Source organism: Hoeflea sp. BAL378 (genome assembly GCF_000759435.1).
In the GTDB taxonomy this organism is placed as follows: Bacteria; Pseudomonadota; Alphaproteobacteria; order Rhizobiales; family Rhizobiaceae; genus Hoeflea.
This window is the reverse complement of sequence record NZ_JRJG01000068.1, coordinates 17,194-43,734: the sequence shown is the minus strand read 5'-3', so window position 1 is coordinate 43,734 and position 26,541 is coordinate 17,194. Positions and strand designations below refer to the sequence as shown.

The 26,541-nt window shown below is 65.1% G+C and carries 29 protein-coding genes; 15 read left to right on the top strand and 14 right to left on the bottom strand.

The window, feature by feature from the left end:
• Nucleotides 1-26: 26 nt before the first annotated feature.
• A complete protein-coding gene (locus LL06_RS15560) occupies nucleotides 27-668 on the bottom strand; it encodes a LysE family translocator (RefSeq protein ID WP_035528831.1) in 642 nt (213 codons plus the stop codon).
• Here LL06_RS15560 and LL06_RS15555 point away from each other — a divergent pair.
• Nucleotides 648-1,556, top strand: a complete 909-nt coding sequence (locus tag LL06_RS15555; RefSeq protein WP_244447154.1) for an MOSC domain-containing protein — start codon at nucleotides 648-650, stop codon at nucleotides 1,554-1,556. The two genes, LL06_RS15560 and LL06_RS15555, sit on opposite strands and share 21 nt — an antisense overlap.
• A 100-nt stretch (nucleotides 1,557-1,656) precedes the next feature.
• Here the strand turns inward: LL06_RS15555 and LL06_RS15550 are convergent, their stop codons facing one another.
• The 5 genes from LL06_RS15550 to LL06_RS15530 form a co-directional block, all read right to left on the bottom strand.
• A complete protein-coding gene (locus tag LL06_RS15550) occupies nucleotides 1,657-2,328 on the bottom strand; it encodes an LUD domain-containing protein (RefSeq protein WP_035528779.1) in 672 nt (223 codons plus the stop codon).
• Entirely contained in the window at nucleotides 2,325-3,761 is a 1,437-nt protein-coding gene (locus LL06_RS15545) for a LutB/LldF family L-lactate oxidation iron-sulfur protein (protein ID WP_035528776.1), read from the bottom strand. The genes LL06_RS15550 and LL06_RS15545 overlap by 4 nt, the downstream gene beginning before the upstream one ends.
• 21 nt (nucleotides 3,762-3,782) lie before the next feature.
• On the bottom strand, nucleotides 3,783-4,529 hold the full coding sequence (locus LL06_RS15540; RefSeq protein ID WP_035528773.1) for a (Fe-S)-binding protein: 747 nt from the start codon (nucleotides 4,527-4,529) through the stop codon (nucleotides 3,783-3,785).
• Nucleotides 4,530-4,564: 35 nt separating this feature from the next.
• On the bottom strand, nucleotides 4,565-5,392 hold the full coding sequence (locus LL06_RS15535) for an FCD domain-containing protein (protein ID WP_035528770.1): 828 nt from the start codon (nucleotides 5,390-5,392) through the stop codon (nucleotides 4,565-4,567).
• Nucleotides 5,393-5,524: 132 nt separating this feature from the next.
• A complete protein-coding gene (locus LL06_RS15530; protein ID WP_035528767.1) occupies nucleotides 5,525-6,541 on the bottom strand; it encodes a LysR family transcriptional regulator in 1,017 nt (338 codons plus the stop codon).
• Between the two features lie 242 nt (nucleotides 6,542-6,783).
• On the opposite strand from LL06_RS15530, the gene LL06_RS15525 reads away from it, so the two are divergent.
• The 5 genes from LL06_RS15525 to glcF all read left to right on the top strand — a co-directional run bounded on the left by LL06_RS15525 (nucleotide 6,784) and on the right by glcF (nucleotide 12,113).
• A complete protein-coding gene (locus tag LL06_RS15525; protein ID WP_035528765.1) occupies nucleotides 6,784-8,301 on the top strand; it encodes an FAD-linked oxidase C-terminal domain-containing protein in 1,518 nt (505 codons plus the stop codon).
• The gene (glcE, locus tag LL06_RS15520; RefSeq protein ID WP_035528763.1) at nucleotides 8,298-9,512 is read left to right on the top strand and encodes a glycolate oxidase subunit GlcE; all 1,215 of its coding nucleotides are present in this window, start codon (nucleotides 8,298-8,300) and stop codon (nucleotides 9,510-9,512) included. Before LL06_RS15525 ends, glcE begins: the two co-directional genes overlap by 4 nt.
• A gap of 45 nt (nucleotides 9,513-9,557) precedes the next feature.
• Nucleotides 9,558-9,935 carry a membrane protein gene (locus tag LL06_RS15515; RefSeq protein WP_035528761.1) on the top strand — a complete coding sequence of 126 codons (378 nt, stop codon included), beginning with the start codon at nucleotides 9,558-9,560 and terminating at the stop codon, nucleotides 9,933-9,935.
• A gap of 96 nt (nucleotides 9,936-10,031) precedes the next feature.
• Nucleotides 10,032-10,775, top strand: coding sequence for an endonuclease NucS domain-containing protein (locus LL06_RS26910; protein WP_081964005.1), 744 nt, complete (start codon nucleotides 10,032-10,034; stop codon nucleotides 10,773-10,775).
• A 3-nt stretch (nucleotides 10,776-10,778) separates the two neighbouring features.
• Complete coding sequence (glcF, locus tag LL06_RS15510; RefSeq protein WP_035528758.1) at nucleotides 10,779-12,113, top strand: glycolate oxidase subunit GlcF; 1,335 nt, start codon at nucleotides 10,779-10,781, stop codon at nucleotides 12,111-12,113.
• 82 nt (nucleotides 12,114-12,195) lie between these two features.
• Here the strand turns inward: glcF and LL06_RS15505 are convergent, their stop codons facing one another.
• A complete protein-coding gene (locus LL06_RS15505) occupies nucleotides 12,196-12,816 on the bottom strand; it encodes a L,D-transpeptidase (RefSeq protein ID WP_152599636.1) in 621 nt (206 codons plus the stop codon).
• A gap of 275 nt (nucleotides 12,817-13,091) precedes the next feature.
• Nucleotides 13,092-13,859 (bottom strand): L,D-transpeptidase, encoded by a 768-nt coding sequence (locus LL06_RS15500; RefSeq protein ID WP_035528752.1) that lies wholly within the window; start codon nucleotides 13,857-13,859, stop codon nucleotides 13,092-13,094.
• Nucleotides 13,860-14,112: 253 nt separating this feature from the next.
• Between LL06_RS15500 and LL06_RS15495 the strand changes: the two genes are divergently transcribed.
• Complete coding sequence (locus LL06_RS15495; RefSeq protein WP_035528749.1) at nucleotides 14,113-14,745, top strand: DNA-3-methyladenine glycosylase I; 633 nt, start codon at nucleotides 14,113-14,115, stop codon at nucleotides 14,743-14,745.
• Nucleotides 14,745-15,095 carry a hypothetical protein gene (locus LL06_RS15490; RefSeq protein ID WP_052161621.1) on the top strand — a complete coding sequence of 117 codons (351 nt, stop codon included), beginning with the start codon at nucleotides 14,745-14,747 and terminating at the stop codon, nucleotides 15,093-15,095. Before LL06_RS15495 ends, LL06_RS15490 begins: the two co-directional genes overlap by 1 nt.
• A 47-nt stretch (nucleotides 15,096-15,142) precedes the next feature.
• On the opposite strand, the gene LL06_RS15485 is transcribed toward LL06_RS15490, so the two are convergent.
• A complete protein-coding gene (locus LL06_RS15485; protein WP_244447153.1) occupies nucleotides 15,143-16,066 on the bottom strand; it encodes a DMT family transporter in 924 nt (307 codons plus the stop codon).
• Nucleotides 16,067-16,148: 82 nt separating this feature from the next.
• On the opposite strand from LL06_RS15485, the gene LL06_RS28415 reads away from it, so the two are divergent.
• The 6 genes from LL06_RS28415 to LL06_RS15460 all read left to right on the top strand — a co-directional run bounded on the left by LL06_RS28415 (nucleotide 16,149) and on the right by LL06_RS15460 (nucleotide 21,383).
• Complete coding sequence (locus LL06_RS28415) at nucleotides 16,149-16,283, top strand: hypothetical protein (protein ID WP_280114115.1); 135 nt, start codon at nucleotides 16,149-16,151, stop codon at nucleotides 16,281-16,283.
• A 156-nt stretch (nucleotides 16,284-16,439) separates the two neighbouring features.
• Nucleotides 16,440-16,922 (top strand): BA14K family protein, encoded by a 483-nt coding sequence (locus LL06_RS15480; protein ID WP_035528739.1) that lies wholly within the window; start codon nucleotides 16,440-16,442, stop codon nucleotides 16,920-16,922.
• A 160-nt stretch (nucleotides 16,923-17,082) separates the two neighbouring features.
• Nucleotides 17,083-18,705 carry a histidine--tRNA ligase gene (hisS, locus tag LL06_RS15475; protein ID WP_035528828.1) on the top strand — a complete coding sequence of 541 codons (1,623 nt, stop codon included), beginning with the start codon at nucleotides 17,083-17,085 and terminating at the stop codon, nucleotides 18,703-18,705.
• 40 nt (nucleotides 18,706-18,745) lie between these two features.
• Nucleotides 18,746-19,867, top strand: coding sequence for an ATP phosphoribosyltransferase regulatory subunit (locus LL06_RS15470; RefSeq protein WP_035528737.1), 1,122 nt, complete (start codon nucleotides 18,746-18,748; stop codon nucleotides 19,865-19,867).
• On the top strand, nucleotides 19,864-20,589 hold the full coding sequence (gene hisG / locus LL06_RS15465; RefSeq protein WP_052161620.1) for an ATP phosphoribosyltransferase: 726 nt from the start codon (nucleotides 19,864-19,866) through the stop codon (nucleotides 20,587-20,589). Before LL06_RS15470 ends, hisG begins: the two co-directional genes overlap by 4 nt.
• Nucleotides 20,590-21,041: 452 nt before the next feature.
• The gene (locus tag LL06_RS15460; RefSeq protein WP_035528733.1) at nucleotides 21,042-21,383 is read left to right on the top strand and encodes a hypothetical protein; all 342 of its coding nucleotides are present in this window, start codon (nucleotides 21,042-21,044) and stop codon (nucleotides 21,381-21,383) included.
• A gap of 66 nt (nucleotides 21,384-21,449) precedes the next feature.
• On the opposite strand, the gene LL06_RS15455 is transcribed toward LL06_RS15460, so the two are convergent.
• From LL06_RS15455 to groES, 5 genes are all read right to left on the bottom strand, one after another.
• Nucleotides 21,450-21,833: a DoxX family protein gene (locus LL06_RS15455; protein ID WP_052161619.1), complete on the bottom strand. Its 384-nt coding sequence runs from the start codon at nucleotides 21,831-21,833 to the stop codon at nucleotides 21,450-21,452.
• Nucleotides 21,834-21,921: 88 nt separating this feature from the next.
• A complete protein-coding gene (locus tag LL06_RS15450; protein WP_035528717.1) occupies nucleotides 21,922-22,401 on the bottom strand; it encodes a DUF427 domain-containing protein in 480 nt (159 codons plus the stop codon).
• Nucleotides 22,402-22,518: 117 nt separating this feature from the next.
• Nucleotides 22,519-22,902, bottom strand: coding sequence for a hypothetical protein (locus tag LL06_RS15445; protein ID WP_152599634.1), 384 nt, complete (start codon nucleotides 22,900-22,902; stop codon nucleotides 22,519-22,521).
• 522 nt (nucleotides 22,903-23,424) lie between these two features.
• On the bottom strand, nucleotides 23,425-25,068 hold the full coding sequence (gene groL, locus LL06_RS15440) for a chaperonin GroEL (RefSeq protein ID WP_035528714.1): 1,644 nt from the start codon (nucleotides 25,066-25,068) through the stop codon (nucleotides 23,425-23,427).
• 69 nt (nucleotides 25,069-25,137) lie between these two features.
• Complete coding sequence (groES, locus tag LL06_RS15435) at nucleotides 25,138-25,434, bottom strand: co-chaperone GroES (RefSeq protein ID WP_035528712.1); 297 nt, start codon at nucleotides 25,432-25,434, stop codon at nucleotides 25,138-25,140.
• Between the two features lie 258 nt (nucleotides 25,435-25,692).
• Between groES and LL06_RS15430 the strand changes: the two genes are divergently transcribed.
• Nucleotides 25,693-26,541, top strand: coding sequence for a TIGR01459 family HAD-type hydrolase (locus tag LL06_RS15430; RefSeq protein ID WP_035528823.1), 849 nt, complete (start codon nucleotides 25,693-25,695; stop codon nucleotides 26,539-26,541).

Genomic DNA, 26,541 nt, shown 5'->3' with positions numbered 1-26,541 from the left:
GTGAGCGGGGATCGGCCGGGGCCGGTTCAGGCCGCGCGCCGGGTCAGCGCGGCGGCAATGCCGGCCATCATCAGCAAGGATCCGCCGGTGCGCATGGCGGCCCTCATCACCCGCGGCCGGCGGATGGTCTGCCGCGCGCCGGCGGCGACCAAGGCGAACATCGCGGCATTGGCGATGCCGAGCAGGGTGAAGGTGATCACATAGATCGCCGCCTGCGGCGAATAGGGGACCGCGGGATCGATGAATTGCGGCACGAAGGCCACGAAGAACAGGATGCCCTTGGGGTTGAGCGCGGTGATGAGGAACGAATCGCGGAAGATCACCCCCGGCCTGCCCGACGCGTCCGGAATATCGGCCTCCGTCATGTCGGGGATCTGCGCCGGCGACCGCCACATCTTGTAGCCGATCCAGATCAGATAGGCGGCGCCGACGAATTTCAGCACCTGGAACAGCGAAGCGGACGCCGCCAGCAGCGCGCCTGCGCCGGCGATCGACAGCGACGTCGCCACCAGGTCGCCAAGCCCGACGCCGAGCACGCTTGCAAAGGCGATCCTGCGCCCATGCGCCAGCGCCTGGGTGATGACCATGATGATGGTCGGGCCGGGAATCACCAGGAGAATGACGCTGGCCACCACGAAGGCGGCGAAATGTTCGATCGAAACGGGCATGGCAAGAAATCCAATGTTGGTCCGCTTCTGAAAGAGCCGCAAAATCTATCTCAGGTCAATACGCCTGGCTGCGGCGGAAACTACGGCCGGAGCGAAGTCCGGTGCGCCGCCACCAGAACGTCTTCGGGTCGTAATCCGCCTATTGCCGGAACCGCTCCGTTTCGCTACGCCAGCAGAATGAACAGCTCTCCCAGGATCAGCGCGCGGGTCGTCGGACTCTATATCGGACAGGTCAGCCAGCCCTGGCCGGACAAACCCGCCTCCGCCATCGCCAAGCAGCCTGCCGACAGTCCCCAGAAGCTGGGGTGGAAGGGGTTTGAAAAGGATGCTCAGGCGGATCTGAAGGTCCATGGCGGCCGCGAAAAGGCGGTGCATCATTATGCGGCCGATCACTACGCGTCCTGGCGCTCCGAACTCGGGCCTGTTGCCGAGGATTTCGAACCGGGCCGGTTCGGCGAGAACATCGCGACGATCGGGATCACCGAGGCCGACCTGTGCATCGGCGATGTCCTGAGGCTCGGCACGGCCGTCGTGGAAGTCTCCCAGGGGCGGCAGCCCTGCTGGAAGCTCAACGCCCATACGGGTGTGGGCAAGATGGCCGCGCTTTTCCAGGAAACCGGGCGCACCGGCTGGTATTACCGGGTGCTGGAGCCCGGCACCGTCGGGATCGGCGACACCATCGAGCGCATGGAGTGCCCCAATCCCGGCTGGACCGTTGAGCGGGTCACGGGCGCCCGCCTCGGCGCGACGCTGGACCGGGATGCAGCATCCGCGCTCGCCCGATTGCCCCGGCTCTCCCCCGGCTGGGCCGAAGCCTTTGCGCGCAAGGCGAGCCGGCAGGAGCGTGAGGACACCTCCGCGCGTCTGGAAGGCCCGGGGCCGACCTGAAACGCAGCACATCCTGTCGGATTCGCAAACGCCGCTTCAGAACCGTGAGTTCATGCAGGGATGTGATCGCCCGAACGGCTCCCTGTGAGCGCGACCGGCGTCAGGCGACGACGACGATATGCAGCGCCCTCGGGCCATGGGCGCCCAGGATGATGGTCTGCTCGATGTCGCCCGAGCGCGACGGCCCGGTCACCAGGTTCAGCGCGCGCGGCATCACGCCCTTGCCCTTCTGCTCGCGCAGCATCGCCCAGACGCTTTCCATGTCGCCCTTGATGTCCGATTCCCTGAGCACGACGATGTGGTGTTCGGGCAGGAAATTGATGGTGGTCGGATTGTCGGGACCCGACAGCAGCGCCAGCGTCCCGGTTTCCGCGATCCCCGCCATCGCGTGGCTGACGCCGGCCAGGTCGCCGCCGTCCGAGGCGCCGTGCCGCAGCTCGAGATTTTTCTCCAAATCCCATCCGGCGTCCTTGAGACGCGGGTCCGCGCCGATGCGGATCTCGGCCGGCAGATTGTGCGCGCGCAGATAGGCGCTGACCTCGGCGGCCACCTCCCGGTAGTCGTTCACCCGCGCCACGCTCGCGCCGAATTGCGCGGCCATGGCGCAGAACAGCTCCTGCTGTCCGGCTGCCGGAAGATCGGCGCGCGCCGGAATGACACCGGTGGGCGTGTCCCTGAGGCGGGAGGCGACGGCCGCCTTGCGTTCGGCATCCGGGCCCGAGACCCGCATGGAAGCGCGGATCTTGCCCAGCACGGTGTCGCGCCCGCTCAATGTCCTGATCCCTGCTTGAGCGCTTCGCGCTGCGCCCATTCCTGCAGGAAGGTCCGCCCCTCGGGCGCGGGCAGGTCGCGGTGGCGGGTCCAGCCGCCGGCGAAGGGCAGGCTGTGCAGGCGTCGCGATTTGCCGCCGAGCAGCGACAGCACCGGCATGCCGAACGACACCGCCAGGCGGTAGAGCCGCGGCCGCTTGGCGAAGAACGCCCAGGCCCTGATGCCGTAGCGCGATGTCAGCGGCGTCAGGTTGCGCTCGAATTCCCGCTCGCGCCAGTGCCGCATCATCTTGGGCAGCGGAATGCGCATCGGGCACACCGCCTCGCAGCGGCCGCAGAAGGTGGAGGCATTGGGCAATTGGCCGGTTTCCTCGATGCCGTTGAGCGACGGCGTCAGCACCGCGCCCATCGGCCCGGGATAGACTGAGCCATAGGCGTGGCCGCCCACCGCGTGGTAGACCGGGCAATGGTTCATGCAGGCGCCGCAGCGGATGCAGCGCAGCATGTCCTGGTACTCGGTGCCGAGCATGGCGGACCGGCCATTGTCGAGCAGCACCACGTGATACTCGCCCGGCCCGTCCGGATCGTCCGGGCGCTTCGGCCCGGTCGAGAAGGTGGTGTAGACGCTCATGTCCTGGCCGGTCGCCGAGCGCGCCAGCACGCGCAGGATCTGCGCGGTGTCCTCGAGCGTCGGCACGATCTTCTCGATCGAGGCGACGACGACATGCACCTTGCCCAGCGTCTGGGTGAGGTCGCCATTGCCCTCATTGGTGACGATCACCGAGGTGCCGGTCTCGGCGATCAGGAAATTGGCGCCGGTGATGCCGACATCGGCGGCGAAATAGCGCTTCCGCAGCACTTCGCGCGCCTCGCTCAAAAGCGCCACAGGTTCGGAGAGGTCTCGGCCTTCGGGCAGATGCGTGTGCACCCGGCGGAAATCGCCCTCGACCTGGTCCTTGTTCAGGTGCACCGCCGGGGCGATGATGTGGCTCGGATACTCGCCGCGAAGCTGGATGATGTATTCGCCGAGATCGGTCTCCACCGGCTCGATGCCGTTGGCCGTCAAATGATCGTTGAGCGCGATCTCCTCGGTGATCATCGACTTGCCCTTGGTCACCGTGCGGGCGTTCGCCTTCTGGCAGATGTCGAGCACGATGCGGCGCGCATCCTCGGCGGTTTCCGCCCAGTGCACATGGCCGCCGGCGGCAACCACGTTGCGCTCGTATTCCTCGAGATAGAGGTCGAGATGGGCGAGCACGTGATTCTTGATGTCGCGGGCATTGTCCCTGAGCGCATCGAATTCGGGCAGCGCGTCGGCGGCCTTCTGGCGCTTGCCGATGAAGCCCTTCTCGACATTGCCCAATGCCTTCTGCAGCTGGGCATCGAGAAGCGCCTTGGAGGCGCTTGCCTTGAAATGTTTGGCGGCGAGTTGCATCGGCTGTCTCCTGTGTCCCGCCTATTTGCCGCTTCCGGCGATCGGCGGCTGATCGGTCATGCCGGCGAGCACCTCGGCCACGTGGCGAACCTCGACATCCGATCCCAGCCGCTTGAGCTTGCCGGCCATGTTCATCAGGCAGCCGACGTCTCCGGCGAGCAGCATGTCCGCCCCGGACGCGTCGATGTTGCCGACCTTCTTGGTAACGATGGCGTTGGAAATGTCCGAATATTTCACGCAGAAGGTGCCGCCGAAGCCGCAGCAGACATCTGAATCCTTCATTTCATGCAGCTCCAGCCCGCCGACATTGGCGAGCAGCTTGCGCGGCTGCTGCTGGACGCCGAGCTCGCGCAGGCCCGAGCAGGAATCATGGTAGGTGACCCTGGCGCTCAGCGCCGCCCCGGTGTCGCGCACCATCATCACGTCGGCGAGAAACGAGACCAGCTCGTGGCATTTGTCGGAGAACCGCTGCGCCCGGTCTTCCCAGTCAGCATTGCCCTTGAACAGGCCCGGATAATGCTTCTTCAGCATCGCGGCGCAGGACCCGGACGGGGCGACGATGAAATCGAATCCCTCGAAGGCCTCGATCACCTGTTCGGCGATCTCGCGCGTGTCGGCCCGGTCGCCGGTGTTGTAGGTCGGCTGACCGCAGCAGGTCTGCGCCACCGGCACATGCACCTCGCAGCCCGCATCCTGCAGCAGCTTGACGCTGGCGAACCCCACCGACGGACGGAAGAGGTCGACCAGGCAGGTCGCAAAAAGTCCCACACGCGGCTGCCGGGCAACCCTCGTTTCACTCGACGTCAATCTACCGCCTCCGATTGTTTCAGCTTGGCTTTCTTGCCGCTGCCCGAAAAATCGGGAGCGCGCTGTTGCAGGCGCAACTGGGACACCCGTTCCCAGTCGCCCGAGCGCTGGGCGTCCGTCATCGCCCTGGCGACGAAATCGATATGCGCCTGCGCCGCGCGGCGGGCGGCGCCCGGATTTCCCGCCATCACCGCCTGGTAGATCGCCAGATGCTGGTCCAGCAACTGGTCGCGCGCGCCGGGCAGATTGTAGATCATGGCGCGGTTGTAGAACACGCCCTCGGTCAGCAGCCTGTAGCAGGAGCGCAATGTGTGCAACAGGATGATGTTGTGCGCGCACTCGCCGACCGCGCTGTGGAACTCCACGTCGATGGAGGCTTCTTCCGCGAAATCGTCCTTCTGGTGTGCGGCCTTCATCGCCGTCATGATGCGGGTCAGCAGCGCCTTGTCGGCTTCGGTGGCGCGATGGGCGGCGAATTCGGCGGTGACGCCTTCCACCTCGCGCCGGTATTCGAGATAATCGAGCGTCGCCTTCTGGTGCCGCGCGATCAGCTCCATCACCGGCTTGGTGAAGACCTGGCCGATGACGTCGGCGACGAAGGTCCCGCCGCCATGCTGGGTGGTGAGCAGGCCGCGGCCTTCCAGGACCTTGAGCGCTTCCCTCAGAATCGGCCGCGACACATCGAATTGCTTGGCGAGCTCGCGTTCGCCCGGCAGCCGGTCGCCCACGCGCAGGATCCCCTCGAGCACGAGGATCTCGATCTGATGGACCACTTCGTCAGCAGTCCGGCTGTGTTCAATCCGTGCAAAAATATCCGTGGCCATCGACGCTTCCAGGTCCCCTCAGGCGCGATCGTACCAAGGGGCGGGAAAGGTGGTCAATATTTTTATCCAATTTATGTCGTGTTTACTCGGCCAGGCCGGGAAGGGCCCGCCCGCCGGGGACCCGTCCGAGACCTATTCGGCGGCGTCGGACGATCCGGAATAAGTCCGGATGTCGCCGGTCTTGACGGCTTGCGGGCCCCTGGTCGAGGCGCTGTTCAGGGACGCAGGGGCAGGGCCGGCGCCATCGGCGGCCTGGTTCTCCCAGTAGGGGGTGGGGCCGTAAAGGTCGGCGAGATAGTCGATGAAGAGCCGGACCTTGGCGGGCAGAAACCGGCGGCTGGCATAGACCGCGTGAATGGCCACGTTGCGCGAGCCTTCATAGGCGGGGAGCACCTGCAGCAGCCGTCCGTCGGCCAGTTCCCCCCCGATGTCCCAGGTCGAACGCAGGGCGATGCCGACGCCGCCGATCACCGCCTCACGCACCACTTCGCTGGAATTGGTCTGCAGCGGCCCGATCGGACGGTGAAGGATCTGGCCGTCGGGCCCCTCGAGCTTCCAGGGGTCGTTGTTGTGCGGCGCCAGGCAGATGTGCCGGTCGAGATCCGCGAAGGTCTTGGGTTCTCCATGGCGTTCGAGATAGTCCGGCGAGGCGACCAGAATCCGGCGCACGGGGGCCAGTTTGCGCGCGACAAGGCTGGAATCACTCAGTTCGGCGATGCGTATGGCCAGATCATAGCCATCGCCGACGATATCGACGAATTCGTCGCGCAGCATCAGATTGACGCCGAGATCCGGATTGGCCTGCATGAAGGTGTTGATGTGGGGCGCGATATGCATGCGCCCGAACGAGGTCGGCGCGGAGACCTTGAGCACGCCGCGCGCCAGCGCCGATCGCCGCGACACGAAGGCCTCGGCCTCCTCGATGCCGGCGAGGATCGCCACCACCCGCTCGTAAAATCCCTGCCCTGCCTCGGTCAGGGAGATCTGCCGCGTGGTGCGCTGCATCAGCCGCGTGCCAAGCCGGTCTTCCAGCCGTCGAAGCCTTTTGGAAACCACCGCAGGAGACAGCCCCAGCTCCCGTCCGGCCGCCGACATCGAGCCAGCGGAGACAACTCGGGCAAAGATTTCCAGGTCTCCGAGATTGTTCATTGCAAAGCATTTCCCTCATTGACAAAAGTGATCCTATATCTACGCAAGCTACCGCGTTCCGGATCACTTCGCTAAACAAAACGCGGCGACGGGATTGTCGCGAAGCACCATCGCGGCAAGCCGAGGGGAATCCGGCGGCGAATTCAGCATTGCCGCCAACCTCGATAAGTGGTAAATAAAAAATACCAATTACATGCGTGCCATGCCTCGGCGAAGGCGGCGCGCGGTGCGAGGAGAAGCCGATGACGGAGCTGATTGCCTTTCTCGAGCCGGATCAGGCGGTCATCGGCCGTCGTCCCGCGATCATCGCCGACCTCGCACGGTTGCTTCCCGAATCCTGCCTGATCAGCGACGCGCGCGAGCTGATGCCGTTTGACACCGACGCCTTCGTCTCCTACCGGCGCATGCCGCTGGCTGTTGTGCTGCCGGAGACCACGGCTCAGGTCGCCGCGGTGCTGAAATACTGCAACGACAATGCCATTCCCGTCGTCCCGCGCGGCGCGGGCACGTCGCTCTCGGGCGGCGCCATCCCGCAGGAGGACGCGGTCGTCATCGGCGTGTCCCGGATGAACCGCATCCTGGAGGTGGACTATCCCAACCGCGCCGCACGGGTGCAGGCCGGCGTCACCAATATCTCCATCAGCCAGGCGGTCGACGCCGACGGGTTCTTTTACGCGCCCGACCCGAGTTCGCAGCTCGCCTGCACCATAGGCGGCAATATCGGCATGAATTCCGGCGGCGCCCATTGCCTGAAATACGGTGTCACCACCAACAATCTCATGGGCGTGAGGATGGTGATGTTCGACGGCTCGATCGTCGACATCGGCGGCAAGGCGCTCGATTCGGCGGGCTACGACCTGCTCGGCCTGATCTGCGGCTCGGAAGGCCAGTTGGGCATCGTCACCGAGGCCACCGTGAGATTGATCGCCAAGCCCGAGGGCGCCCGTCCGGTGCTGTTCGGCTTCGAAAGCTCGGTTGCCGCCGGCGCCTGCGTCACCGACATCATCGGCGCGGGCATCATCCCGGTGGCGATCGAATTCATGGACAAGCCGGCGATCGAGATCTGCGAGGCCTTCGCCCATGCCGGCTACCCGATGGATGTCGAGGCGCTGCTGATCGTCGAGGTCGAGGGCTCGGACGCCGAGATGGATGCGATGCTGGAGCGCATCATCGCCATCGCCCGCACCCATGGCGTCAAGACGATCAGGGAAAGCCAGTCGGCGACGGAGGCGGCCTTGATCTGGAAGGGCCGGAAGTCCGCCTTCGGCGCCACCGGCCGCATCGCCGACTACATCTGCATGGACGGCACCGTGCCGCTCGGGCAGCTCTCCTACGTGCTCGGCAAGACCAGCGAGATCGTCGCGCGCTACGGGTTGCGCGTCGCCAACGTGTTTCATGCCGGCGACGGCAACATGCATCCGCTGATCCTGTTCGACGCCAATGATCCCGAGGAAAGCCTGAAGGCCGAAATGGCCGGCAACGACATCCTCAAGCTCTGCGTCGACGCCGGCGGCTGCCTGACCGGCGAGCATGGCGTGGGCATCGAGAAGCGCGACCTGATGCGTCATCAATATTCCGACGCCGATCTCGCCCAGCAGATGCGGGTGCGCGCCGCCTTCGATCCGAAATGGATCCTCAATCCCTCGAAGGTGTTTCCGCTCGACGGCCGCAACGGCGGCCAGGAGGGCCATCAGAGCGCGCTTGCAGATGCCGAAAGGATGGCGGCGGGGACGGCTGCGGCCGGAAGGACCGCGGCATGAGCGCGGCCGAGATCCTGTATCCCGAGACCGAGGACGACGTCGCCCGCATCGTTAAGGAGCATCATGCCGCGGGCCAGCCGATGGAAATCCGGGGCGGCGGCACCCGCACCGGCCTGGGCCGCCCGGTGCAGGCTGCCTCCGCGCTGTCGCTGGCGAAACTCGCCGGTATCACCAATTACGATCCGTCGGAGCTGGTCATGGCGGCCCGCGCGGGCACGCCGCTCTCCGAGATCGAGGCGGCGCTGGCCGCCAACAACCAGATGCTGACCTTCGAGCCGATGGATCACCGGCCATTGCTCGGCGCTGATGGAGAACCGACGATCGGCGGCGTGTTCGCGGGCAACATTTCCGGTCCCCGGCGCCTTTCGGCAGGTGCGGCGCGCGACAGCCTGCTCGGCGTGCGCTTCGTCAACGGCTCGGGCGCCGTCGTCAAGAGTGGCGGCCGGGTGATGAAGAACGTCACCGGGCTCGACCTGGTCAAGCTGCTGGCGGGCTCCTGGGGCACGCTGGGCGTATTGTGCGAGGTCATCTTCAAGGTGCTGCCGCGCCCGGAGACCGCGGTCACCATCGCGCTTTCCGGCCTCAACGACGCCGAGGCCGCCGAAGCCATGGCGGCCGCCATGGCGATGTCGGTCGAGGTCTCGGGCGCGGCGCATCTGCCGGTGAGTGTCGCCTACAGGTTTGGCGACATCCTCAAAAGCGAGGCGACAACGGTTTTCCGGCTGGAAGGGCTCGCGCCCTCGGTCGAGGTTCGCGCCGAACGGCTGGTCGCGGACATGCGCCGTCGCGGCGAGGTTTCGGTGCTGGATGCGCAGGTCTCCGGCGAGCTGTGGCGCGACATCAGGGATGTGAAGCCCTTCACCTTTCACCGGACAAAACCCGTCTGGCGGGTGTCCGTGGCCCCGGGCGCGGGCCATCAGTTGGTCGCGGCGCTCAGGCTCCAGACCGGGGTCGACGCCTTCTACGACTGGCAGGGCGGGCTGGTCTGGCTGCAGATGGAAGCCGAGCCCGAGGCCGATCTGATCCGCCGCTACGTCAAGGCGCTCGGCGGCGGCCATGCGACGCTGGTCCGCGCCGATGCGGCCACCCGCGCCGAGGTGCCGGTGTTCGAACCGCAACCCCCGGCGCTTGACGCGCTGGCGCGGCGGATCAAGGATCAGTTCGACCCCGGCGGCATTCTCAATCCCGGGCGCATGACGGCCACGATGTGATAGGTTCTGCCGCGCAGATTCTGTTCGGAAGCAAAGGAGCATGCCATGAGCAATCAAGACCAGGCCCCTCAACCGCGCCAGACCGATCGCTGGCTCGAGCCCGGCAAGACCAACCTGCAGGTGATCTACGTCCTGTATCTGGCGAGCTTCGTCATCGGCATTTCCGGTATCGTCGGCATCGTGCTGGCCCACATCAACCGCGGCAAGTCGGAAGCCTGGCTCGAGAGCCACTACACCTGGGCGATCCGCACCTTCTGGCTCGGGCTCCTGGGCGCCTTCGTCAGCGCCCTGCTGATGGTGGTGCTGATCGGCATGCTGACGATGCTGCTGGTCGCGCTCTGGGTCATCATCCGCACCATCATCGGGCTGCAGAAGCTTAGCCGCAACGAGCCGATCGACAATCCGCAGAGCTGGCTGCTCTGACGGCGCCCAGCATTCTTATAGTTGTCCCCGCCAACTGAGTGGCGGATTCATTTCGGGGTGCAAAGATCCGAGTGAAAGAGCCAAGGGAACTGCGACATGAGGGAAAATTATCGCAAATGGTTAGAAGACCAAAAATATTCGGATGCCACAGTAAATGCCCAAATTCATCGGGTGTCGAAAGTTGAGGCTGCATACGGGGATCTGGATGACCATTTTGAAGCCGGAACGTTGCAATCAATCATAGATTCGCTTCAATACTCATCGGATGATGAACGCCGTTCTCTCCCGAACCCATCGAAACTTGGCTTTGAGGGTAATATTCGAAACAATTTGCAGTCGTACAAGAATGCCGTCGTCCGGTATCGGAAATTTTTGGCGGGATGGGAACGTGGACAATTTGCTTCCTCAGATGAAGAAAATACGAGGGAAGAGGTAGCCGTTGAAATAGCTGAACAGGTAATTTCTCAGAAACTTTCGTTAGAAAGGGATATGCAAGCGGCAATTAGGCAAAATATCCAAAGCTTAGACAAAAATCTTCGGATAATTGACGATGGTGCCGAACGATCTGTTCTATCCGGATTTATCGATGTGACCTGCGATAATGAAGTCGATGGATCACTGGTAGTTGTCGAGTTAAAGGCTGGAAAAGCAGACAGCCGCGCAATTGGTCAGATTTTGGGTTACATGGGTGATCTTGCTGAAGAAGAACCAGATCGGACGGTTAGGGGCATCTTGGTAGCGCACGAATTCGACAAAAGATCACGCTCTGCGGCGCGAGTGGTTCCGACACTCAAGCTAGTAAAATACACGATAAACTTTCAGTTCTCAGAAGAAAAGTAACCAATGCAGACCAATTTCACCGCCGAGCAACTGGCCGATTCCGGGGTCGCCGAATCCGAGAAGATCCTGAGGAAATGCGTCCATTGCGGCTTCTGCACCGCCACGTGCCCCACCTATGTGACGCTCGGCAACGAGCTCGACAGTCCGCGCGGGCGGATCTACCTGATCAAGGACATGCTGGAGAACGACCGGCCCGCCGACAAGCAGGTGGTCACCCATATCGACCGCTGCCTGTCGTGCCTCTCCTGCATGACCACCTGTCCCTCGGGCGTGAACTACATGCATCTCGTCGATCATGCCCGCGTCCACATCGAGAAGACCTACAAGCGGCCGCTGATGAACCGCGTCACCCGCGCGCTCCTGGCCCTGGTGCTGCCCTATCCGGGCCGGCTCCGGGCCTCGCTCCATGCCGCCCGGCTCGGCCGGCCCTTTGCGCCGCTGTTCCGCACCGTGCCGGGCCTGAAGCCGCTGGCCGCGATGCTCGATCTCGCCCCGGCATCCGTGCCCCGCGCTTCGGACTTCGCCCGGCCCGGGACGCATGCGGGCGCGGGCAAGAAGCGCGGCCGTGTCGCCATCCTCACCGGCTGCGCCCAGCCCGTGCTCAAGCCCGGCATCAACGAGGCGACGGTCAGGCTCCTGAACCGGATCGGCGTCGAGGTGGTGGTGCCCGAGGGCGAAGGCTGCTGCGGCTCGCTGGTCCATCACATGGGCCGCGAGCATGACGCGCTCGATGCAGCGCGCAACAATATCGATGCCTGGACGCGCCAGATCGAGCATGGCGGCCTCGACGCCATCATCATCACCGCCTCGGGCTGCGGCACCACCATCAAGGACTACGGCTACATGCTGCGCGAGGACCCGGCCTATGCCGCCAAGGCCGCCCGGGTCTCGGAGCTTGCCAAGGACATCACCGAATATCTGGCGACGCTCGAGATGCCGGAACCGGTCAACGGCGCGGGCCTGGTCGTGGCCTATCATTCGGCCTGTTCCATGCAGCACGGCCAGAAGATCACGGTGCAGCCCAAGGCGCTCCTGAAGGCGGCCGGCTTTGTCGTCAAGGACCCGCCCGAGGGTCACCTGTGCTGCGGTTCGGCCGGTGTCTACAACATCCTGCAGCCCGAGATCGCCCGCACGCTGCGCGACCGCAAGGTGAAGAACATCGAGCGCACCAGGCCCGATCTCATCGCCACCGGCAATATCGGCTGCATCACCCAGATCGCCGGCGGCACCCAGATCCCGATCGTCCACACGGTCGAGCTTCTCGACTGGGTCTATGGCGGGACACGGCCGGAGGGGGTGCCTGCGGGGAAGGCGAAGACGCTCGAAGCCGCGGAATAGCTTCTTGCCGGCTGGGCGCGCTCCCCAAGAAAAAAGGCGGCGTCCGCAAACGCCGCCTCTCTCGTCCGATCGAGGATCTGGTTCAGCCGCCGAACAGCGAGCCGAACAAATCCATGCCGCGGTCGCTGTAGAGCCGTTCCGCGCCCTTGCCGTTGGGGCCGATCACGATGACCTTGGAGCCCACGCCGGCGCGGCTGTAGAGATGCTGCACATCCTCGTTCATCATCCGGATGCAGCCCGACGACATGTTCTGGCCGATGGTCCAGGGCTGGTTGGTGCCGTGGATGCGGAAGATCGTGTCGCGGCCGCCCTTGTAGAGATAGAGCGCGCGGGCGCCGAGCGGGTTGTTGGGTCCGCCCTTCATGTGCGCGGGCAGGATGCGGCCCTTGGCGCGTTCGCGAGCGATCATCGACGCCGGCGGGCGCCAGTCGGGCCATTCCGCCTTGCGGCCGACCTGCACCGTGCCCGACCAGCCGAAGCCGTCGCGGCCGACGCCGACGCCGTAGCGCGTCGCCCGGTTGTTGCCCTCGACATAGTAGAGATATTTGGTGTTGGTATCGATGATGATGGTGCCCGGCTTCTCGCTGGTCTGCAGCCGCACCTTCTTGCGCCAGAATTCCGGCTTCGGCTTCTTCGATTGCGTCGCCTGCGCGAGCACGACCGGAAGCGCGGTCTGGGCCTGCGGAGCGGGCCCCCGCGGCATCGCCGATGCGCCCGGCAGGGATGGCGTGATCAGCAGCGCCAGGGCGCCTGCCGCCAGGATGGCGAAACGGGTGGAAAGGCGTGGCACGGTCATGGAATCCCCTCTTTTATCTTTTGCCCATTGTGTCAAATGGTACCATTGATTTTCACGGGATCAACCTTGCGTCGGGCGCAAACCGGGACGGGTCTATGATCCGGACGTGAAAAACCCGGGCCGGCGCCGCCGCCGGACCGGGCTGGCGCGGCCGGAAAGCCGGCCGGCCCGTCGTTTCGCCATCACATCACGATGACCTTGGCGCCCACCTGCACGCGCTCGTAGAGCTCGGTGACATCCTCGTTGCGCATCCTGATGCAGCCCGAGGACACCGCGTTGCCGATGGTCCAGGGCTGGTTGGTGCCGTGGATGCGGTAGAGCGTCGAGCCGAGATAGAGCGCGCGGGCGCCAAGCGGGTTTTCCGGGCCGCCGGCCATGTGCACCGGCAGGATCCGGCCTTCCTTCTCGCGCACCCGCTTGATCATTTCCGCGGGCGGTCGCCAGTCGGGCCATTCCGCCTTGCGGCTGATCCGCTCGGTGCCGCTCCAGGCATGGCCCTCCTTGCCGACGCCGACGCCGTAGCGGCGCGCCTGGCCGTTGCCCTCGACGAAATAGAGGAAGCGCTGGCTGGTATCGATGATGATGGTGCCGGGCTTCTGGTCGCCGTCATAGGCCACCGTCTGCGGCAGGAACTGCGGATCCATCTGGCGGACCGGCGCCGGCTTCGGCCGCGGCGCGGCCAGCGCCGCATTCGTCACCCGGCGCGTCTCGGCCCTCGGCGTGCGCGCCTGGTAGGCCGGTGTGCGGACGCTCCGGGGCTGGGTGCGGTAGACCACTCCGCCGCGGGGTGCCGCCTGGCCGCCGAGCTGCATCACCCAGGGGGCGGACAGGTCGGGGCTCAGCACCACCGGCGGCCGCTGGCCATAGCGGTCGCTGGCGCCGGCGGGCGCGGCAAGGGAAGCGAGGCTCAGCGCCGCGCCTGACATCATGAGAAGAGCAAGCTTTTTCATCGGACGGACCCAATACCTTTCGTCTGATTTCTTGCAGGACACCACCGCCTGTTCGCGGGCAGCGGCCCTGCATCCAAGACCATGCTGGGGTGCGGGTCGGAATCAATTGGTGAATCGGCGTCAATAAAAAGCGGCTTCGGCCGGAAAGCTCTTCTTAGGGTTATCGCCGCCTTGCCAAACGCGGTGAACGATCGCTTAATTGCCGCCGATTCCCGGTTAAGACACCCAAACGGCAGAACGATGGAGCACACTGATGGCGCATGACAACGGTCTGATCATCTCCGAGGATGGCCGCACGCGCTGTTTCTGGCCGGGCACTCTGCCCGATTACCTCCACTACCACGACACCGAATGGGGCCGGCCGGTCACCGACGATATCCGCCTGTTCGAGAAGATCTGCCTGGAAGGCTTCCAGTCCGGCCTGTCGTGGCTGACGATCCTGCGCAAGCGCGAGAACTTCCGCGCCGGCTTCGCCGGTTTCGATTTCCACAAGGTCGCCCGCTTCGACGAATCCGACATCGAGCGGCTGCTCGCCGACAAGGGGATCGTCCGCCACCGCGGCAAGATCGTCTCGACCATCAACAATGCCGCCCGCGCCATCGAGATGGTGGACGAGTTCGGCTCGCTCGCCCGCTACTTCTGGAGCCATGAGCCCGACGCCTCGGAGCGTCCCGCGACGGTCGACTACGCCACACTGACCGCCAACCCGACCACCGCCGTCTCCGTCCGGATCTCGAAGGATCTCAAGAAGCGCGGCTGGAGCTTCGTTGGCCCGACCACGGTCTATGCCTTCATGCAGGCGATGGGCCTCGTCAATGATCACCTGGAAGGCTGCTGCTGCCGCGCCGAGGTCGAGGCCGCGCGCGCGGCCCTGACACGGCCCTGATGACCCCGGCCGAGCTCGAGGCGCTGATCCGCGACACGGCGGCCAGGACGCAAGGCGTGGGTGCTCTCGAGCAAAGCCTCAAATGGGGCGAGCGGAGCTTTGCCCCCGCTCGGCCCAACATCGGCAGTTCGGTCAGGATCCAGCCGCGCGCGGGCGGCGATGTGGCGCTGATGTTCATCTGCCACACAAATCTGGTCGAGCAATTCCGCGCGCTCTATCCCGATGCCCTCGCCTTCGAGGGCAACCGGGCGATTGTCGTCGAGGCCGGCAGGCCGGTCGACCGGGACGCGCTGTCCCACTGCATCGCTCTCGCGCTGACCTACAAGCTGCGCAAGCGCGGCAGGGCCTGAGGCCCGCGCCGGCAAGGCAATGGCCTGGCGAAAGGCCGGGCAGCGGGTCAGACCCGCCGCTGCTTGGCGAGGATCGCCACGGCGACGCCGCCGAGAATGAGCAGCGACGAAAGGATCAGCCGCAGCGTCCAGTCCTCGCCCAGCAGCAGTGCGCCGCCGAAGGCCGCGATCACCGGCACGGTCAGTTGCACGATGGCGCCCTGGGCCGCGCCGACCTGCCGCAGCACCCGGTACCACAGCGCATAGCCGAGCCCGGAGGTGACCGCGCCCGAAAGCACGGCGAGCGTCAGGCCGGCCGGGCTCGCGTGTACCGGCAGCCGCGCGGCGAGCACGACGAGGGCGAGCGGCAGGACAAAGGCCGAGGAGCGGAGAAAATTGTCGGCCGTCGCCTTCAGCGGATCGGGCAACCCCCGGCCGCGCAGCGAATAGAAGCCCCAGGCGACGCCCGACAGCGCCATGGCGGCGGCCGCCAGCGGGTCCGGCGCAGCCAGCCCCGGCGACACCAGCCAGACGAAGGCGCCGAAGGCCGTCGCCAGTCCCAGCCATGCGAGCGCCGAGGGCCGGTCGCCTTCCTTCAGGCTCCAGCCGATCATCGTCGCCTGAACGCAGGCAAACAGGATCAGCGCGCCGGTGCCGGTATCCAGGCCCACATAGGCGTAGGAGAACGCCGTCGCATAGGCAAACAGCGCAAAGGCCGACCCCCAGGAGCCGGAGCGGGCACGCGCCTTGCCTCTCGCCCCGGCGCCGCTGGCGGCGACCAGGGCCCAGAGCATCAGCGCGCCGCTCACCAGCCTGACGGCCGAATAGCTCGCCGGATCGACCAGCGGCGCGCCGGCCTCGCCCGCGCCGGATCCGATCGCCATCCGCCCCAGCACCGAATTGGCGGCAAAGGCGATCATGGTCAGGGTGGTGATGAGAACCAGGCGCAAGGCAGCACCGCTTTCGCAGGAGGGCGGGGGCGAGACCGTCACCTATCTCTCGGTTGCCGCCGCGTGTCGATCCGGCAGGCCGATTTCCACAGTCATGGCCCTGCGACGCGAACCTGAACGCAGCATGAACGCGCGGCTCATCAGGCGTTCATTTCGAATCGGCTATTTTCCGGTGAGCGACACCAACCAGTCCTTGAAAGGGAAAGGCAACGGTGTCCGCCACGCCTGCGGCGCGGCCGACACCAGGGTCGGCGGCTGAGTGCGCTTACCGCGGCAGGGGATGCCGGACATTTCGGTGCCCCACCGACCGGCAGTGCAATCGCGATTGCCTGTCGAAAATCTTCAAGTCCGAAAGGAACCAACCGTCCCGGGCAGCGTTGAGCGCCGAAGGGATTTAAGATCCGAGGAGAGTCTCATGCTGAAAACACTGATGAAGACCGTCATATCTGCGTCGTTCTGCATTGCGGCGCTTGCGCCGGCCGGCGCTGCGCCCCTGATGGTGCAGAAGCCGGCCATCGAGATCACCAGCCCGCTCGTCCAGGTCCAGGGACGCGAGTGGCGACGGGGTCACAACAACAAGTATCGCGGCATCTACCGCCATCGCGACCGCGGCTTCTACCGCCACAACAATCACGGCTACTACAATGGCCATCGCGGCTATCGGCATCACCGCCGCGGCTATCGGGAATACAACGGCTACTGGTTCCCGCCGGCAGCCTTCGCGCTCGGCGCCATTATCGGCGGCGCGATGAACAACAACAATATCGTGCGTCCCGGCAGCTCCAATCCCCAGCATGTGCGGTGGTGCAGCGCCAAGTACCGCTCCTACGACGTGCGGTCCAACACGTTCCAGCCGTATCACGGCCCGCGCAGGGAATGCCGCTCGCCCTATTACTGAGGCTTCGTCAGGATCGGTCTTCAGTATAGGTGAGGAGGGCCTGGCCGGAAACGGCCGGGCCCGCTCGTTTGATCCGCCGGAATCACCCAAGCCTTGCAGCCCATGGGCCTGTCGGTTAGGAGATGCGCCACGAGTGTTTCTCCTTTCGCAGGCCTTTTCCATGTCCGACACCAAGCAGAAGAAGCCCCAGAAGCTCAAAGCCCGGCTGGCGCGCGGTTTCCCCGACCGCTCCCCCGGCGACATCCGCGCCACGGATGCGATGATGGGCAAGATCCGCCAGGTGTATGAGCGCTTCGGCTTCGAGCCGGTGGAGACCCCCTTCGTCGAATACACCGACGCGCTCGGAAAATTCCTACCCGACCAGGACCGGCCGAACGAGGGCGTGTTCTCCTTCCAGGACGACGACGACCAGTGGCTGTCGCTGCGCTACGACCTGACCGCGCCGTTGGCGCGCCACGTGGCCGAGAACTTCAACGACATCCAGCTTCCCTACCGCACCTACCGCGCGGGCTGGGTGTTCCGCAACGAGAAGCCCGGCCCGGGCCGGTTCCGCCAGTTCATGCAGTTCGACGCCGACATCGTCGGCGCCCCAGGCGTCTCGGCGGACGCCGAAATGTGCATGATGATGGCCGACACCATGGAAGCGCTCGGCATCGCCCGCGGCGACTACGTGATCCGGGTCAACAACCGCAAGGTGCTCGACGGAGTGATGGAAGCTATCGGCCTCGGCGGCGCGGAGAACGCCGGCAAGCGGCTCACGGTGCTGCGCGCCATCGACAAGCTCGACAAGTTCGGGATCGAGGGCGTGAGGTTGCTGCTCGGTCCGGGCCGCTGGGATGGCGGCAAGGTGGACGAGGGGGACTTTACGCCGGGTGCGGGATTGGACGATTTTGCTGTTGAACGGATGCTTGGCTTCATTACGCAGGCTTTGGAAATATCCAAGCTTGCCAAAGCCTACTCCAAAAATTCGGGATACTCTGGCAATCTTAAACTGGTGTCTGCTGCTATTGAGGAGCTTTCTAAATTTGTTGCCCCAAACAGCAGTGGTGGCGATGGCATCGAAGAACTACGGATAATAGCAGAACTTGTCAGTGCATCGGGTTATGATGACGGTCGCGTTTCGGTAGACCCCTCCGTCGTCCGCGGCCTCGAATATTACACCGGCCCGGTCTTCGAGGCGGAGCTCCTGTTCGACGTCACCAACGAGAAGGGCCAGAAGGTGCAGTTCGGCTCGGTCGGCGGCGGCGGGCGCTATGACGGGCTGGTGTCGCGCTTCATGGGCCAGCCGGTGCCGGCCACCGGCTTCTCCATCGGCGTGTCGCGGTTGATGACGGCGCTGAAGAACCTCGGCAAGATCTCGGGCGAGGCGGCCTCGGGCCCGATCCTGGTCACCATCATGGACCGCGACCGCGTCGGCGACTACGCGAAGATGGCGCAGGAGCTGCGCGCCGCCCTGAACCCGCTCGATGCAAATGGCCAGCCGCGCGGCCCCGCCATCCCGGTCGAGCTGTTCCAGGGCAATCCCAAGGACTTCCCCAAGCAGCTCCGCTATGCCGACCGCCGCGGCGCGCCCATCGCCATCATCCAGGGCGGCAACGAGAAGGCCGAGGGCAAGCTCATCGTCAAGGACCTGATCGAGGGCAAGCGCATCGCCGAGACCATCACCGACAACGCCGAATGGCGCGAGGCTAAGGCCGGCGAGCACCTGGTCGATGAGGCTGACCTCGTGGTGACGGTGCAGCGCATTCTGGCCGAACAGGCGACCGATGCCCGGGATGTGTGACGTGCAATCCTATCTGTCAGTTCAGAAGTAGAGAGGGGACATGACCCAGTTCGGAGCCCCTGATTTCGCCGCCGATCTCGCCAGCGCGCTCGTTTCACTCGAGGCGCCGCGCGTCGACATTCCGGTGATCCAGCCGGCCGAGCCGTTTCTCGACATGGCGGGCGAAGACCTGCGCCGCCGCATCTTCCTGACCGAATCCGAGACCGGCGAGAGCCTGTGCCTGAGGCCCGAATTCACCATCCCGGTCTGCCGCGCCCATATCGCCGAGGGCGTGGCCACGCCGCGGCGCTACTCCTATCTCGGCCAGGTGTTCCGCCAGCGCCGGGAAGGGCCCAACGAGTTCTACCAGGCCGGCGTCGAGGATCTGGGAGAGCCCGACGAGGCGCGCGCCGACGCCCGCGCGGTGTCGGATGCCCGCGTGCTGCTGGCCCGCTCCGCGCCGGGCCGCGCGCTCACCATCACGCTCGGCGACCAGTCGGTGTTCGAGGCGGTCGTCGCCGGCCTGGGCCTTCCCGCGGGCTGGCAGAAGCGGCTGATCCACGCCTTCGGCAACGAGCAGGCGCTGAGCGCCATGATCGCCCGGCTCGCCAGTCCCGAAGGCTCCGCGGCGCCGGATGGCGCGGTGGCCGGATTCCTCGCCAGCGGCGATGCCGGCGGGCTCGAGGCCCATATCGAAAGCGTCATGGCGGCGACCGGCTATTCCACCCATGCCAGCCGCTCGCCGGCCGAGATCACCGCGCGGCTGATGGACAAGCAGGCCCTTGCCTCGACCCGGCTGTCGCCGGCGGCGCTCGATGCGCTGCGGGCGTTCCTGGCGCTCGATGTGACACTGGACCGGGCGGCCGACGCGCTGGCGGGCTTTGCCCGTAAGGCCGGCCTCGACATCGCCGCCGCGCAAACCCGTTTCGAAGCCCGTCTCAACGCGCTCACGGAGCGCGGCGAGGATCTGGCGAAGATGCACTGGCGCGCGGCCTTCGGCCGTCCGCTCGACTACTACACCGGGCTCGTCTTCGAGATCGCCGCGGGCGAGGCGGGGCTGGTGCTCGCCGGCGGCGGCCGCTTCGACCGGCTGATGACGCTGCTCGGCGCGCAGGAACCTATCCCCGCCGTGGGCTTCTCGCTCTGGCTCGACCGCATCGAAACCGTGAGGGCAGGCCGATGACGAGGACCCCCGAGCTGCTGACCCCAGAGCCACTGACAATCGCGCTGCCGTCCAAGGGGCGGATGAAGGACGACGCCGTCGCCGCCTTCGACCGCGCCGGGCTCACCGTCTCGGCGATCGGCAACGACCGCAGCTATCGCGGCCGCCTCGAGGGCATCGACGGCGTCGAGGTGGCCTTCCTCTCGGCTTCCGAGATCGCCCGCGAGATCGGCGCCGGCACTGTGGATTTCGGCGTGACCGGCGAGGACCTGGTGCGCGAAAGCCTGCCCAGGCCCGATGAGCGCGTCGAGATCACCGCCCGGCTCGGCTTCGGCCATGCCGATGTCGTGGTCGCCGTGCCCGACATCTGGAAGGATGTCGACACCATGGCCGATTTGGGCGACGTGGCCGCCGATTTCCGCGCCCGCCACGGCCGCCGGCTGACGATTGCCACCAAATACTGGCGGCTGACGCAGAACTTCTTCTCCACCCGCCACGGCATCCAGCTCTATCGCATCGTCGAAAGCCTCGGCGCCACCGAGGGCGCGCCCGCCTCGGGCGCCGCCGACATCATCGTCGACATCACCACCACGGGCTCGACGCTCCAGGCCAACCACCTCAGGATCCTGTCGGACGGCGTGATCCTCCGCTCCGAGGCCTGCCTGGTGCGCGCCCGCAAGCCCTCCCATGCGGACGATCCCCGCGTCGCGGCGCTGGTCGAGGCGATCAGGTCCGCAGGCTGACCGGGGCGCGGCGGCAACGGATCCGGCACCGAGGTCAAAAAAAAGCCGCCTCACGAAGAGGCGGCTATGGCGGCAGGGGATCGGGGACCCGGCCGACCGGATAAGGCGAAGGATGTCTGATCGGGGGGACATCGCTTGCGGCTTATGCAAGTTCTTACGCGGCTGTCTTGCGATCGGATCACCGGGAGTGCGGGCATAAGATATTTTTCTTGCCCCCCGGCCCGCCCGCTTGTTTTTTTCCGGCGTTGAGGCAATGTCAGGGCATCCGGGACAGACCCGGCCTGAACGCGTCCTTCGCATGTCTGTGGCCTTTTCAGATCGCCGCCGACTGCCGAATGGCTCCGCCAACCACGAAGCCGCCTCTCCACCGGTTCAGGCTCGTCCTGCGGCGCGGGGGCAGTGCAGTGAACCCACGGTCGCCGCAGCGACATTTTTGAAGTGTGGGGTTCATCATGGAATTCACCATCGGATCGGCAGTGTTTCTGTCGTCACTGGTTCTGCTCGCCGTTCTCGCCCGGATCGCCGCGGCCAACCCGGATCCGGCGATCCTGCGCGGCGAATTCGCGCCCGCCATGCTCAGCGTCCTCATTACCAGCGGCCTCGCCATCGGGCTGATGATGATGGCGATCGGCGGCCGCGGCTACTTCGGATCGCCGGTCATCGAGGGAGTGGCGATCACCGTCTTCGCCATCGTCTCGATCTGGATCGTCGCCAGGCTGTTCGGCCGGGCGCCGCGCGATTTCGGCGCAGCGCCTTCCGCCGGGGGCGCCGGGGATGCTGCCGACGCACGCTGATCCGGCGCACGAAAAACCCGGCGTTCTTCAACGCCGGGTTCAAGGACAGGCTTCGGCCGAGGCGTCTTAGCCGCGGCGGGCATCCACCGAATAGGCGCCCGGGCCGGCCGCGGCCAGCGCCAGGAAGCCGCCCGCCATGGCGAGGTTCTTCATGAAGCTGATCATCTGCATCTGGTCTTCCGGCTGGTAGTGGCCGAGATAGCCCGAGGCGACGCAGAAGGCGGCCAGGGCCCAGGCCGCGTAGCGGGTGAAGAAGCCTAAAAGAATGGCGATGCCGCCGAGGATCTCGAGCGCGATCACCAGCCAGACGGTGAGGCCGGGGGCGGGAACGCCCATGCTGGCGATGTAACCTGCGGTGCCTTCGACGCTGCCGAGCTTGCTGAAGCCGGACATGATAAAGATGATGCTCATCAGCACACGGCCGACGAGAAGCTGGATATGAGTGGACATGGGGCGCTCCTGTTGATTCTGAGCGGACATCTACAGGTATTTCCCGCGTCAGGAAACCTGAACAATGCTGAACGTATCGTTCACAAATTCACCAATGTGTGGTTCCCGGCGCGCCCTTGACGGGGCCCGAGATATTTGCCGTCACCCAGCCGCCGTAGAAATTGCCCGGTTGCGGCAGCACTCGCTCGCCCGCCACCAGCACCTCGTCCATCGGCTCGGCATAGAGCGCGACATGATCCCTGATAGCGGCATAGGCGGCATTCGGCGCGGCGTAGCTCCAGGCAGCCCGTTCCGCCACCCGACCGCCTGACGTCACATCGAAATAGCCGGCCTGTCCCTTCCACTCGCACAGGGTCGACCGTCCCGCGGACGGCCTGAGCACGCCGGGCGCGAATGCCGCGACGGGCAGGTAGTAGGTCGGCGGATGGAATGTCTCGAGGATGCGAAAGCTCGCGCGGGTTTCGGCAATCACCACCCCGGCGAAACGCACCAGGATCAGGCCGCCGAAGGCCTCGATCGCCGGCGGCCGCGGATAGTCCGCCACATTTTCAGGCTTGAGCTCGTTCATCGCTGTGCTCCCTTGCAGGGTAACCTGGAGCGGAGCCGGGCAAAGCAAAGCGGGGAGGTGGGATTGTTTTCGCCCACGGACCGGCCGGGGGCCGCTGCCGCCAAACCCCGCAGGGGCTTACTGATTGTGAAGCGATTTTTTCTGGGTCAGCCGGAAGGTCGGGAAGATGAAGATGCCGTTGATGGAGCCGCCGCCATCATCCGAGAAATTCGAGGATTCGCCGGTGCAGACGACCGGGATCTGGCCGCCGTCGTCCTGGACGATGGTCGTGGAAAAGCAGAAGGACGATGGCCGCATGGCGGCGACCTCGTAGAGTTCCAGCACGTTCTGCCGGTCCTGCGCGTCGTAGCACTGAACCAGGTTGAGCAGCCCGAAATCCCCGTCCCCGGGAAGCCCGTGATGGTGCCGGGCCGCCGCGCCGATGAAAAAGACGCCCGTTGCAAGATTGGCCGTCCAGCTCTCTATTCGGCAATAATGCGAAACCAGCTCCAGGTCCGGCATCACGAAGCCTTTCGGCGGCGTGCCAAAACCCTCTAGGTCGTTTGCCTTCGTAATCTTGAACACTGTCCACCTCGGCGGCGCCTGATGAATTCGAGCATGTCAATGTTCCCTGCGTGCCCGGAGCACATCATGCGCGTTCCGGTTCGGCGGGGAGGCATCGTCGGATCTGTCCAGTGAGCGCCCGGACCGGATTTCCGCCAATCAGTGTCCATCACCGCGTCTGTGTCTTGCAATCACAGGGTTTTGCAAACGCATCTAAAATACCGCATGCGTTCTTCATTAAACCTACTCTTTATTTTCAGTTAATGGTTAAAGGAATACTAATTTCGAAATTTTAGTTTTTGCAATGCCCCTTGGCGAAATACCGCCCGGACAGGACTGTCCTGTCAGTCTACAGCAAAAAGGGCGGTCGCGAGACCACCCTTGTTCTTTGCGACACCCCGCTCCGGGCCGTTTCACGGGCCCGCAGCAAAGGGTGTTGGCCGGGTGCTGGAGCGCATCCGTACCAGGGCTTGCGCCCTGTTACATCATGCCGCCCATGCCGCCCATGCCGCCCATGTCGGGCATGCCGCCGCCGCCGTTGTCCTTCTTCGGAAGTTCGGCGATCATGGCTTCGGTGGTGATCAGCAGGCCGGCGATCGAGGCCGCGTCCTGGAGAGCCGTGCGGACGACCTTGACCGGGTCGACGATGCCCATGGTGATCATGTCGCCATATTCACCGGTCTGGGCGTTGTAGCCGTAGGTGTCGCTCTTCTGGTCGAGGATCTTGCCCACGACGATGGAAGCTTCGTCACCGGCATTCGTCGCGATCTGGCGGCAGGGAGACTGCAGCGCACGACGGATGATGTTGATGCCGGCTTCCTGGTCGGCGTTGGCGCCCTTGACCGTGATGGCGACCGAAGCGCGCAGCAGCGCGGTGCCGCCGCCGGCAACGATGCCTTCCTGGACGGCAGCGCGGGTTGCGTTGAGCGCGTCGTCGACGCGATCCTTGCGTTCCTTGACTTCCGTCTCGGTTGCACCGCCGACGCGGATGATGGCGACGCCACCAGCGAGCTTGGCGAGGCGTTCCTGCAGCTTTTCGCGATCGTAGTCCGAAGAAGTTTCTTCGATCTGGGCCTTGATCTGGGTGATCCGGCCTTCGATTTCCTTCTTCTTGCCAGCGCCATCGACGATGGTGGTGGTTTCCTTGGTGATCGACACCTTCTTGGCGCGGCCCAGCATGTCGAGGGTCACGTTTTCGAGCTTGATGCCGATGTCTTCGGAAATCACCTGGCCGCCGGTCAGGATGGCGATGTCTTCGAGCATGGCCTTGCGGCGGTCGCCGAAGCCCGGAGCCTTGACGGCGGCGATCTTCAGGCCGCCACGCAGCTTGTTGACCACGAGCGTTGCAAGGGCTTCGCCTTCAACGTCTTCCGAGATGATGAGCAGCGGCTTGGAGGTCTGCACCACGGCTTCGAGCACGGGCAGCATGGCCTGCAGGTTCGACAGCTTCTTCTCATGGAGAAGGATGTAGACGTCGTCGAGTTCGGCGACCATCTTGTCGGGGTTGGTCACGAAGTAGGGCGACAGGTAGCCGCGGTCGAACTGCATGCCTTCGACGACTTCGAGTTCGCTTTCGGCGGTCTTGGCTTCCTCGACGGTGATGACACCCTCGTTGCCGACCTTCTGCATGGCTTCGGCAATGTCCTTGCCGATCTGGCTTTCGCCATTGGCCGAGATCGTGCCGACCTGTTCGACTTCAGCCGAGGTCTTGATCTTCTTGGCCTTCTTCTGAAGGTTGGCGATGACTTCGGTCACGGCCAGGTCGATGCCGCGCTTCAGGTCCATCGGGTTCATGCCGGCGGCAACGGCCTTGCCGCCTTCGCGGACGATCGACTGGGCCAGCACGGTTGCCGTGGTGGTGCCGTCGCCGGCGATGTCGTTGGTCTTGGAGGCGACTTCGCGCACCATCTGCGCGCCCATGTTCTCGAACTTGTCTTCCAGTTCGATTTCCTTGGCGACGGTGACGCCGTCCTTGGTGATGCGCGGAGCGCCGAAGGACTTGTCGATGATGACGTTGCGGCCCTTGGGACCGAGCGTCACCTTCACGGCATCGGCGAGGATGTCGACGCCGCGGAGCATTTTCTCGCGGGCGGTACGACCGAATTTAACTTCTTTAGCAGCCATTTAACTTAACTCCCGGGCCTGAGGCCCATCGTGTTGAGGCAGATTGGATGGACAGGGTGGAACTTCGGCTCAGCCGAGAACGCCCATGATGTCGCTTTCCTTCATGATCAGAAGGTCTTCGCCATCGAGCTTGATTTCGGTGCCGGACCACTTGCCGAACAGAACGCGGTCGCCTGCCTTGACGTCGAGCGGCACGAGCTTGCCGGATTCATCGCGAATGCCGGAACCGATGGCGATGATTTCGCCTTCCTGCGGCTTTTCCTTGGCGGTATCCGGAATGATGATCCCGCCTTTTGTTTTTTCTTCGGACTCGACACGACGGACGACAACGCGGTCGTGGAGCGGACGGAACTTGGTTTTTGCCATTGTCTAAATTCCTTGATCGAATGACAGAAGCGGCTGAGAGCCCGATCGGGCCTCACGGCGAGTGCGCTAGCACTCACCTCTGTAGAGTGCTAGCGAGGCTGAGATAGGGGCCCTGCTCCCGAGAGTCAAGCCAGCGCCGCGCATTGGGGAGCGATGCGATGCCGGCGAAATCGCAAAATACCGCGTGGGTCTTGTATTCGGCGGCAAGCTGGGCGACATCGTTGTGCCGAAAGGAACCGCCCGCAAATGACCGTGCCCATGCCAGCCAGGATTACCGATCTTGATCAGCTCACCGATCGCGCCGACGTCTTGTTGTGCGATGTATGGGGTGTCATCCACAACGGCGTCAACCCGTTCCTTTTGTCTGTCGAGGCCCTGAAGGCCGCCCGCGAGCGGGGTCAGACCGTTATCCTGATCACAAATTCGCCCCGGCCCGCGGATGCCGTCATCCGCCAGTTCGAGACCATCGGCGTCGATCCGGACTGCTGGGACGACATCGTCACGTCGGGCGACGTTACCCGGCAACTGGTCAAGGATGCGCCGCGCGCGCTCTACTTCCTCGGACCCGATCGCGACAGGACGCTGGTCGAGGGCCTCGAAGTCGATCTGGTCGGGCCGGACGCCGCCCGGGCGGTGCTGTGCACCGGCCTCGTCGACGACGAGACCGAGTCCGCCGAGGACTACCGCGCCCTGCTCGCCGGCTTCCAGGCCCGCCATCTGCCGCTCATCTGCGCCAATCCCGACCGGGTGGTCGAACGCGGCGACCACCTGCTGCCCTGTGCCGGCGCCCTGGCCGACATCTATGTCGAGCTCGGCGGCGAGACCCGCATCGCCGGCAAGCCGCATGCGCCGATCTATGTGGAAGCCATGGCGCGGGCGCGGGCGATTAGGGGCAGCGTCGATGCCGCCCGCACGCTGGCCATCGGCGACGGCGTGACGACCGACATCCGCGGCGCGCTCGACAATGGCGTCCCGGCCCTGTTCATCGCCCGCGGCATCCATGCCCGCGAATATGCCGGGGACCGCGGCACCGACGAGACCCGCCTGCAGGCCTTCCTGGATCAGGCCGGGGTCGCCCCGGCCTTTTGGATGGAATGGCTGGCCTGA

Excerpts from the sequence above, each read along its gene's own strand:
- LL06_RS15555 (WP_244447154.1), top strand. The coding sequence starts at position 648 with ATGTTCGATCGAAACGGGCATGGCAAGAAATCCAATGTTGGTCCGCTT.
- LL06_RS15560 (WP_035528831.1), bottom strand. The coding sequence starts at position 668 with ATGCCCGTTTCGATCGAACATTTCGCCGCCTTCGTGGTGGCCAGCGTC.
- LL06_RS15545 (WP_035528776.1), bottom strand. The coding sequence starts at position 3,761 with ATGCAACTCGCCGCCAAACATTTCAAGGCAAGCGCCTCCAAGGCGCTT.
- LL06_RS15535 (WP_035528770.1), bottom strand. The coding sequence starts at position 5,392 with ATGGCCACGGATATTTTTGCACGGATTGAACACAGCCGGACTGCTGAC.
- LL06_RS15530 (WP_035528767.1), bottom strand. The coding sequence starts at position 6,541 with ATGAACAATCTCGGAGACCTGGAAATCTTTGCCCGAGTTGTCTCCGCT.
- LL06_RS15525 (WP_035528765.1), top strand. The coding sequence starts at position 6,784 with ATGACGGAGCTGATTGCCTTTCTCGAGCCGGATCAGGCGGTCATCGGC.
- glcE (WP_035528763.1), top strand. The coding sequence starts at position 8,298 with ATGAGCGCGGCCGAGATCCTGTATCCCGAGACCGAGGACGACGTCGCC.
- LL06_RS15515 (WP_035528761.1), top strand. The coding sequence starts at position 9,558 with ATGAGCAATCAAGACCAGGCCCCTCAACCGCGCCAGACCGATCGCTGG.
- LL06_RS26910 (WP_081964005.1), top strand. The coding sequence starts at position 10,032 with ATGAGGGAAAATTATCGCAAATGGTTAGAAGACCAAAAATATTCGGAT.
- glcF (WP_035528758.1), top strand. The coding sequence starts at position 10,779 with ATGCAGACCAATTTCACCGCCGAGCAACTGGCCGATTCCGGGGTCGCC.
- LL06_RS15505 (WP_152599636.1), bottom strand. The coding sequence starts at position 12,816 with ATGCCGCGGGGGCCCGCTCCGCAGGCCCAGACCGCGCTTCCGGTCGTG.
- LL06_RS15500 (WP_035528752.1), bottom strand. The coding sequence starts at position 13,859 with ATGAAAAAGCTTGCTCTTCTCATGATGTCAGGCGCGGCGCTGAGCCTC.
- LL06_RS15495 (WP_035528749.1), top strand. The coding sequence starts at position 14,113 with ATGGCGCATGACAACGGTCTGATCATCTCCGAGGATGGCCGCACGCGC.
- LL06_RS15490 (WP_052161621.1), top strand. The coding sequence starts at position 14,745 with ATGACCCCGGCCGAGCTCGAGGCGCTGATCCGCGACACGGCGGCCAGG.
- LL06_RS28415 (WP_280114115.1), top strand. The coding sequence starts at position 16,149 with ATGAACGCGCGGCTCATCAGGCGTTCATTTCGAATCGGCTATTTTCCG.
- LL06_RS15480 (WP_035528739.1), top strand. The coding sequence starts at position 16,440 with ATGCTGAAAACACTGATGAAGACCGTCATATCTGCGTCGTTCTGCATT.
- hisS (WP_035528828.1), top strand. The coding sequence starts at position 17,083 with ATGTCCGACACCAAGCAGAAGAAGCCCCAGAAGCTCAAAGCCCGGCTG.
- LL06_RS15470 (WP_035528737.1), top strand. The coding sequence starts at position 18,746 with ATGACCCAGTTCGGAGCCCCTGATTTCGCCGCCGATCTCGCCAGCGCG.
- hisG (WP_052161620.1), top strand. The coding sequence starts at position 19,864 with ATGACGAGGACCCCCGAGCTGCTGACCCCAGAGCCACTGACAATCGCG.
- LL06_RS15460 (WP_035528733.1), top strand. The coding sequence starts at position 21,042 with ATGGAATTCACCATCGGATCGGCAGTGTTTCTGTCGTCACTGGTTCTG.
- LL06_RS15455 (WP_052161619.1), bottom strand. The coding sequence starts at position 21,833 with ATGTCCACTCATATCCAGCTTCTCGTCGGCCGTGTGCTGATGAGCATC.
- LL06_RS15450 (WP_035528717.1), bottom strand. The coding sequence starts at position 22,401 with ATGAACGAGCTCAAGCCTGAAAATGTGGCGGACTATCCGCGGCCGCCG.
- LL06_RS15445 (WP_152599634.1), bottom strand. The coding sequence starts at position 22,902 with ATGCCGGACCTGGAGCTGGTTTCGCATTATTGCCGAATAGAGAGCTGG.
- groL (WP_035528714.1), bottom strand. The coding sequence starts at position 25,068 with ATGGCTGCTAAAGAAGTTAAATTCGGTCGTACCGCCCGCGAGAAAATG.
- groES (WP_035528712.1), bottom strand. The coding sequence starts at position 25,434 with ATGGCAAAAACCAAGTTCCGTCCGCTCCACGACCGCGTTGTCGTCCGT.
- LL06_RS15430 (WP_035528823.1), top strand. The coding sequence starts at position 25,693 with ATGCCAGCCAGGATTACCGATCTTGATCAGCTCACCGATCGCGCCGAC.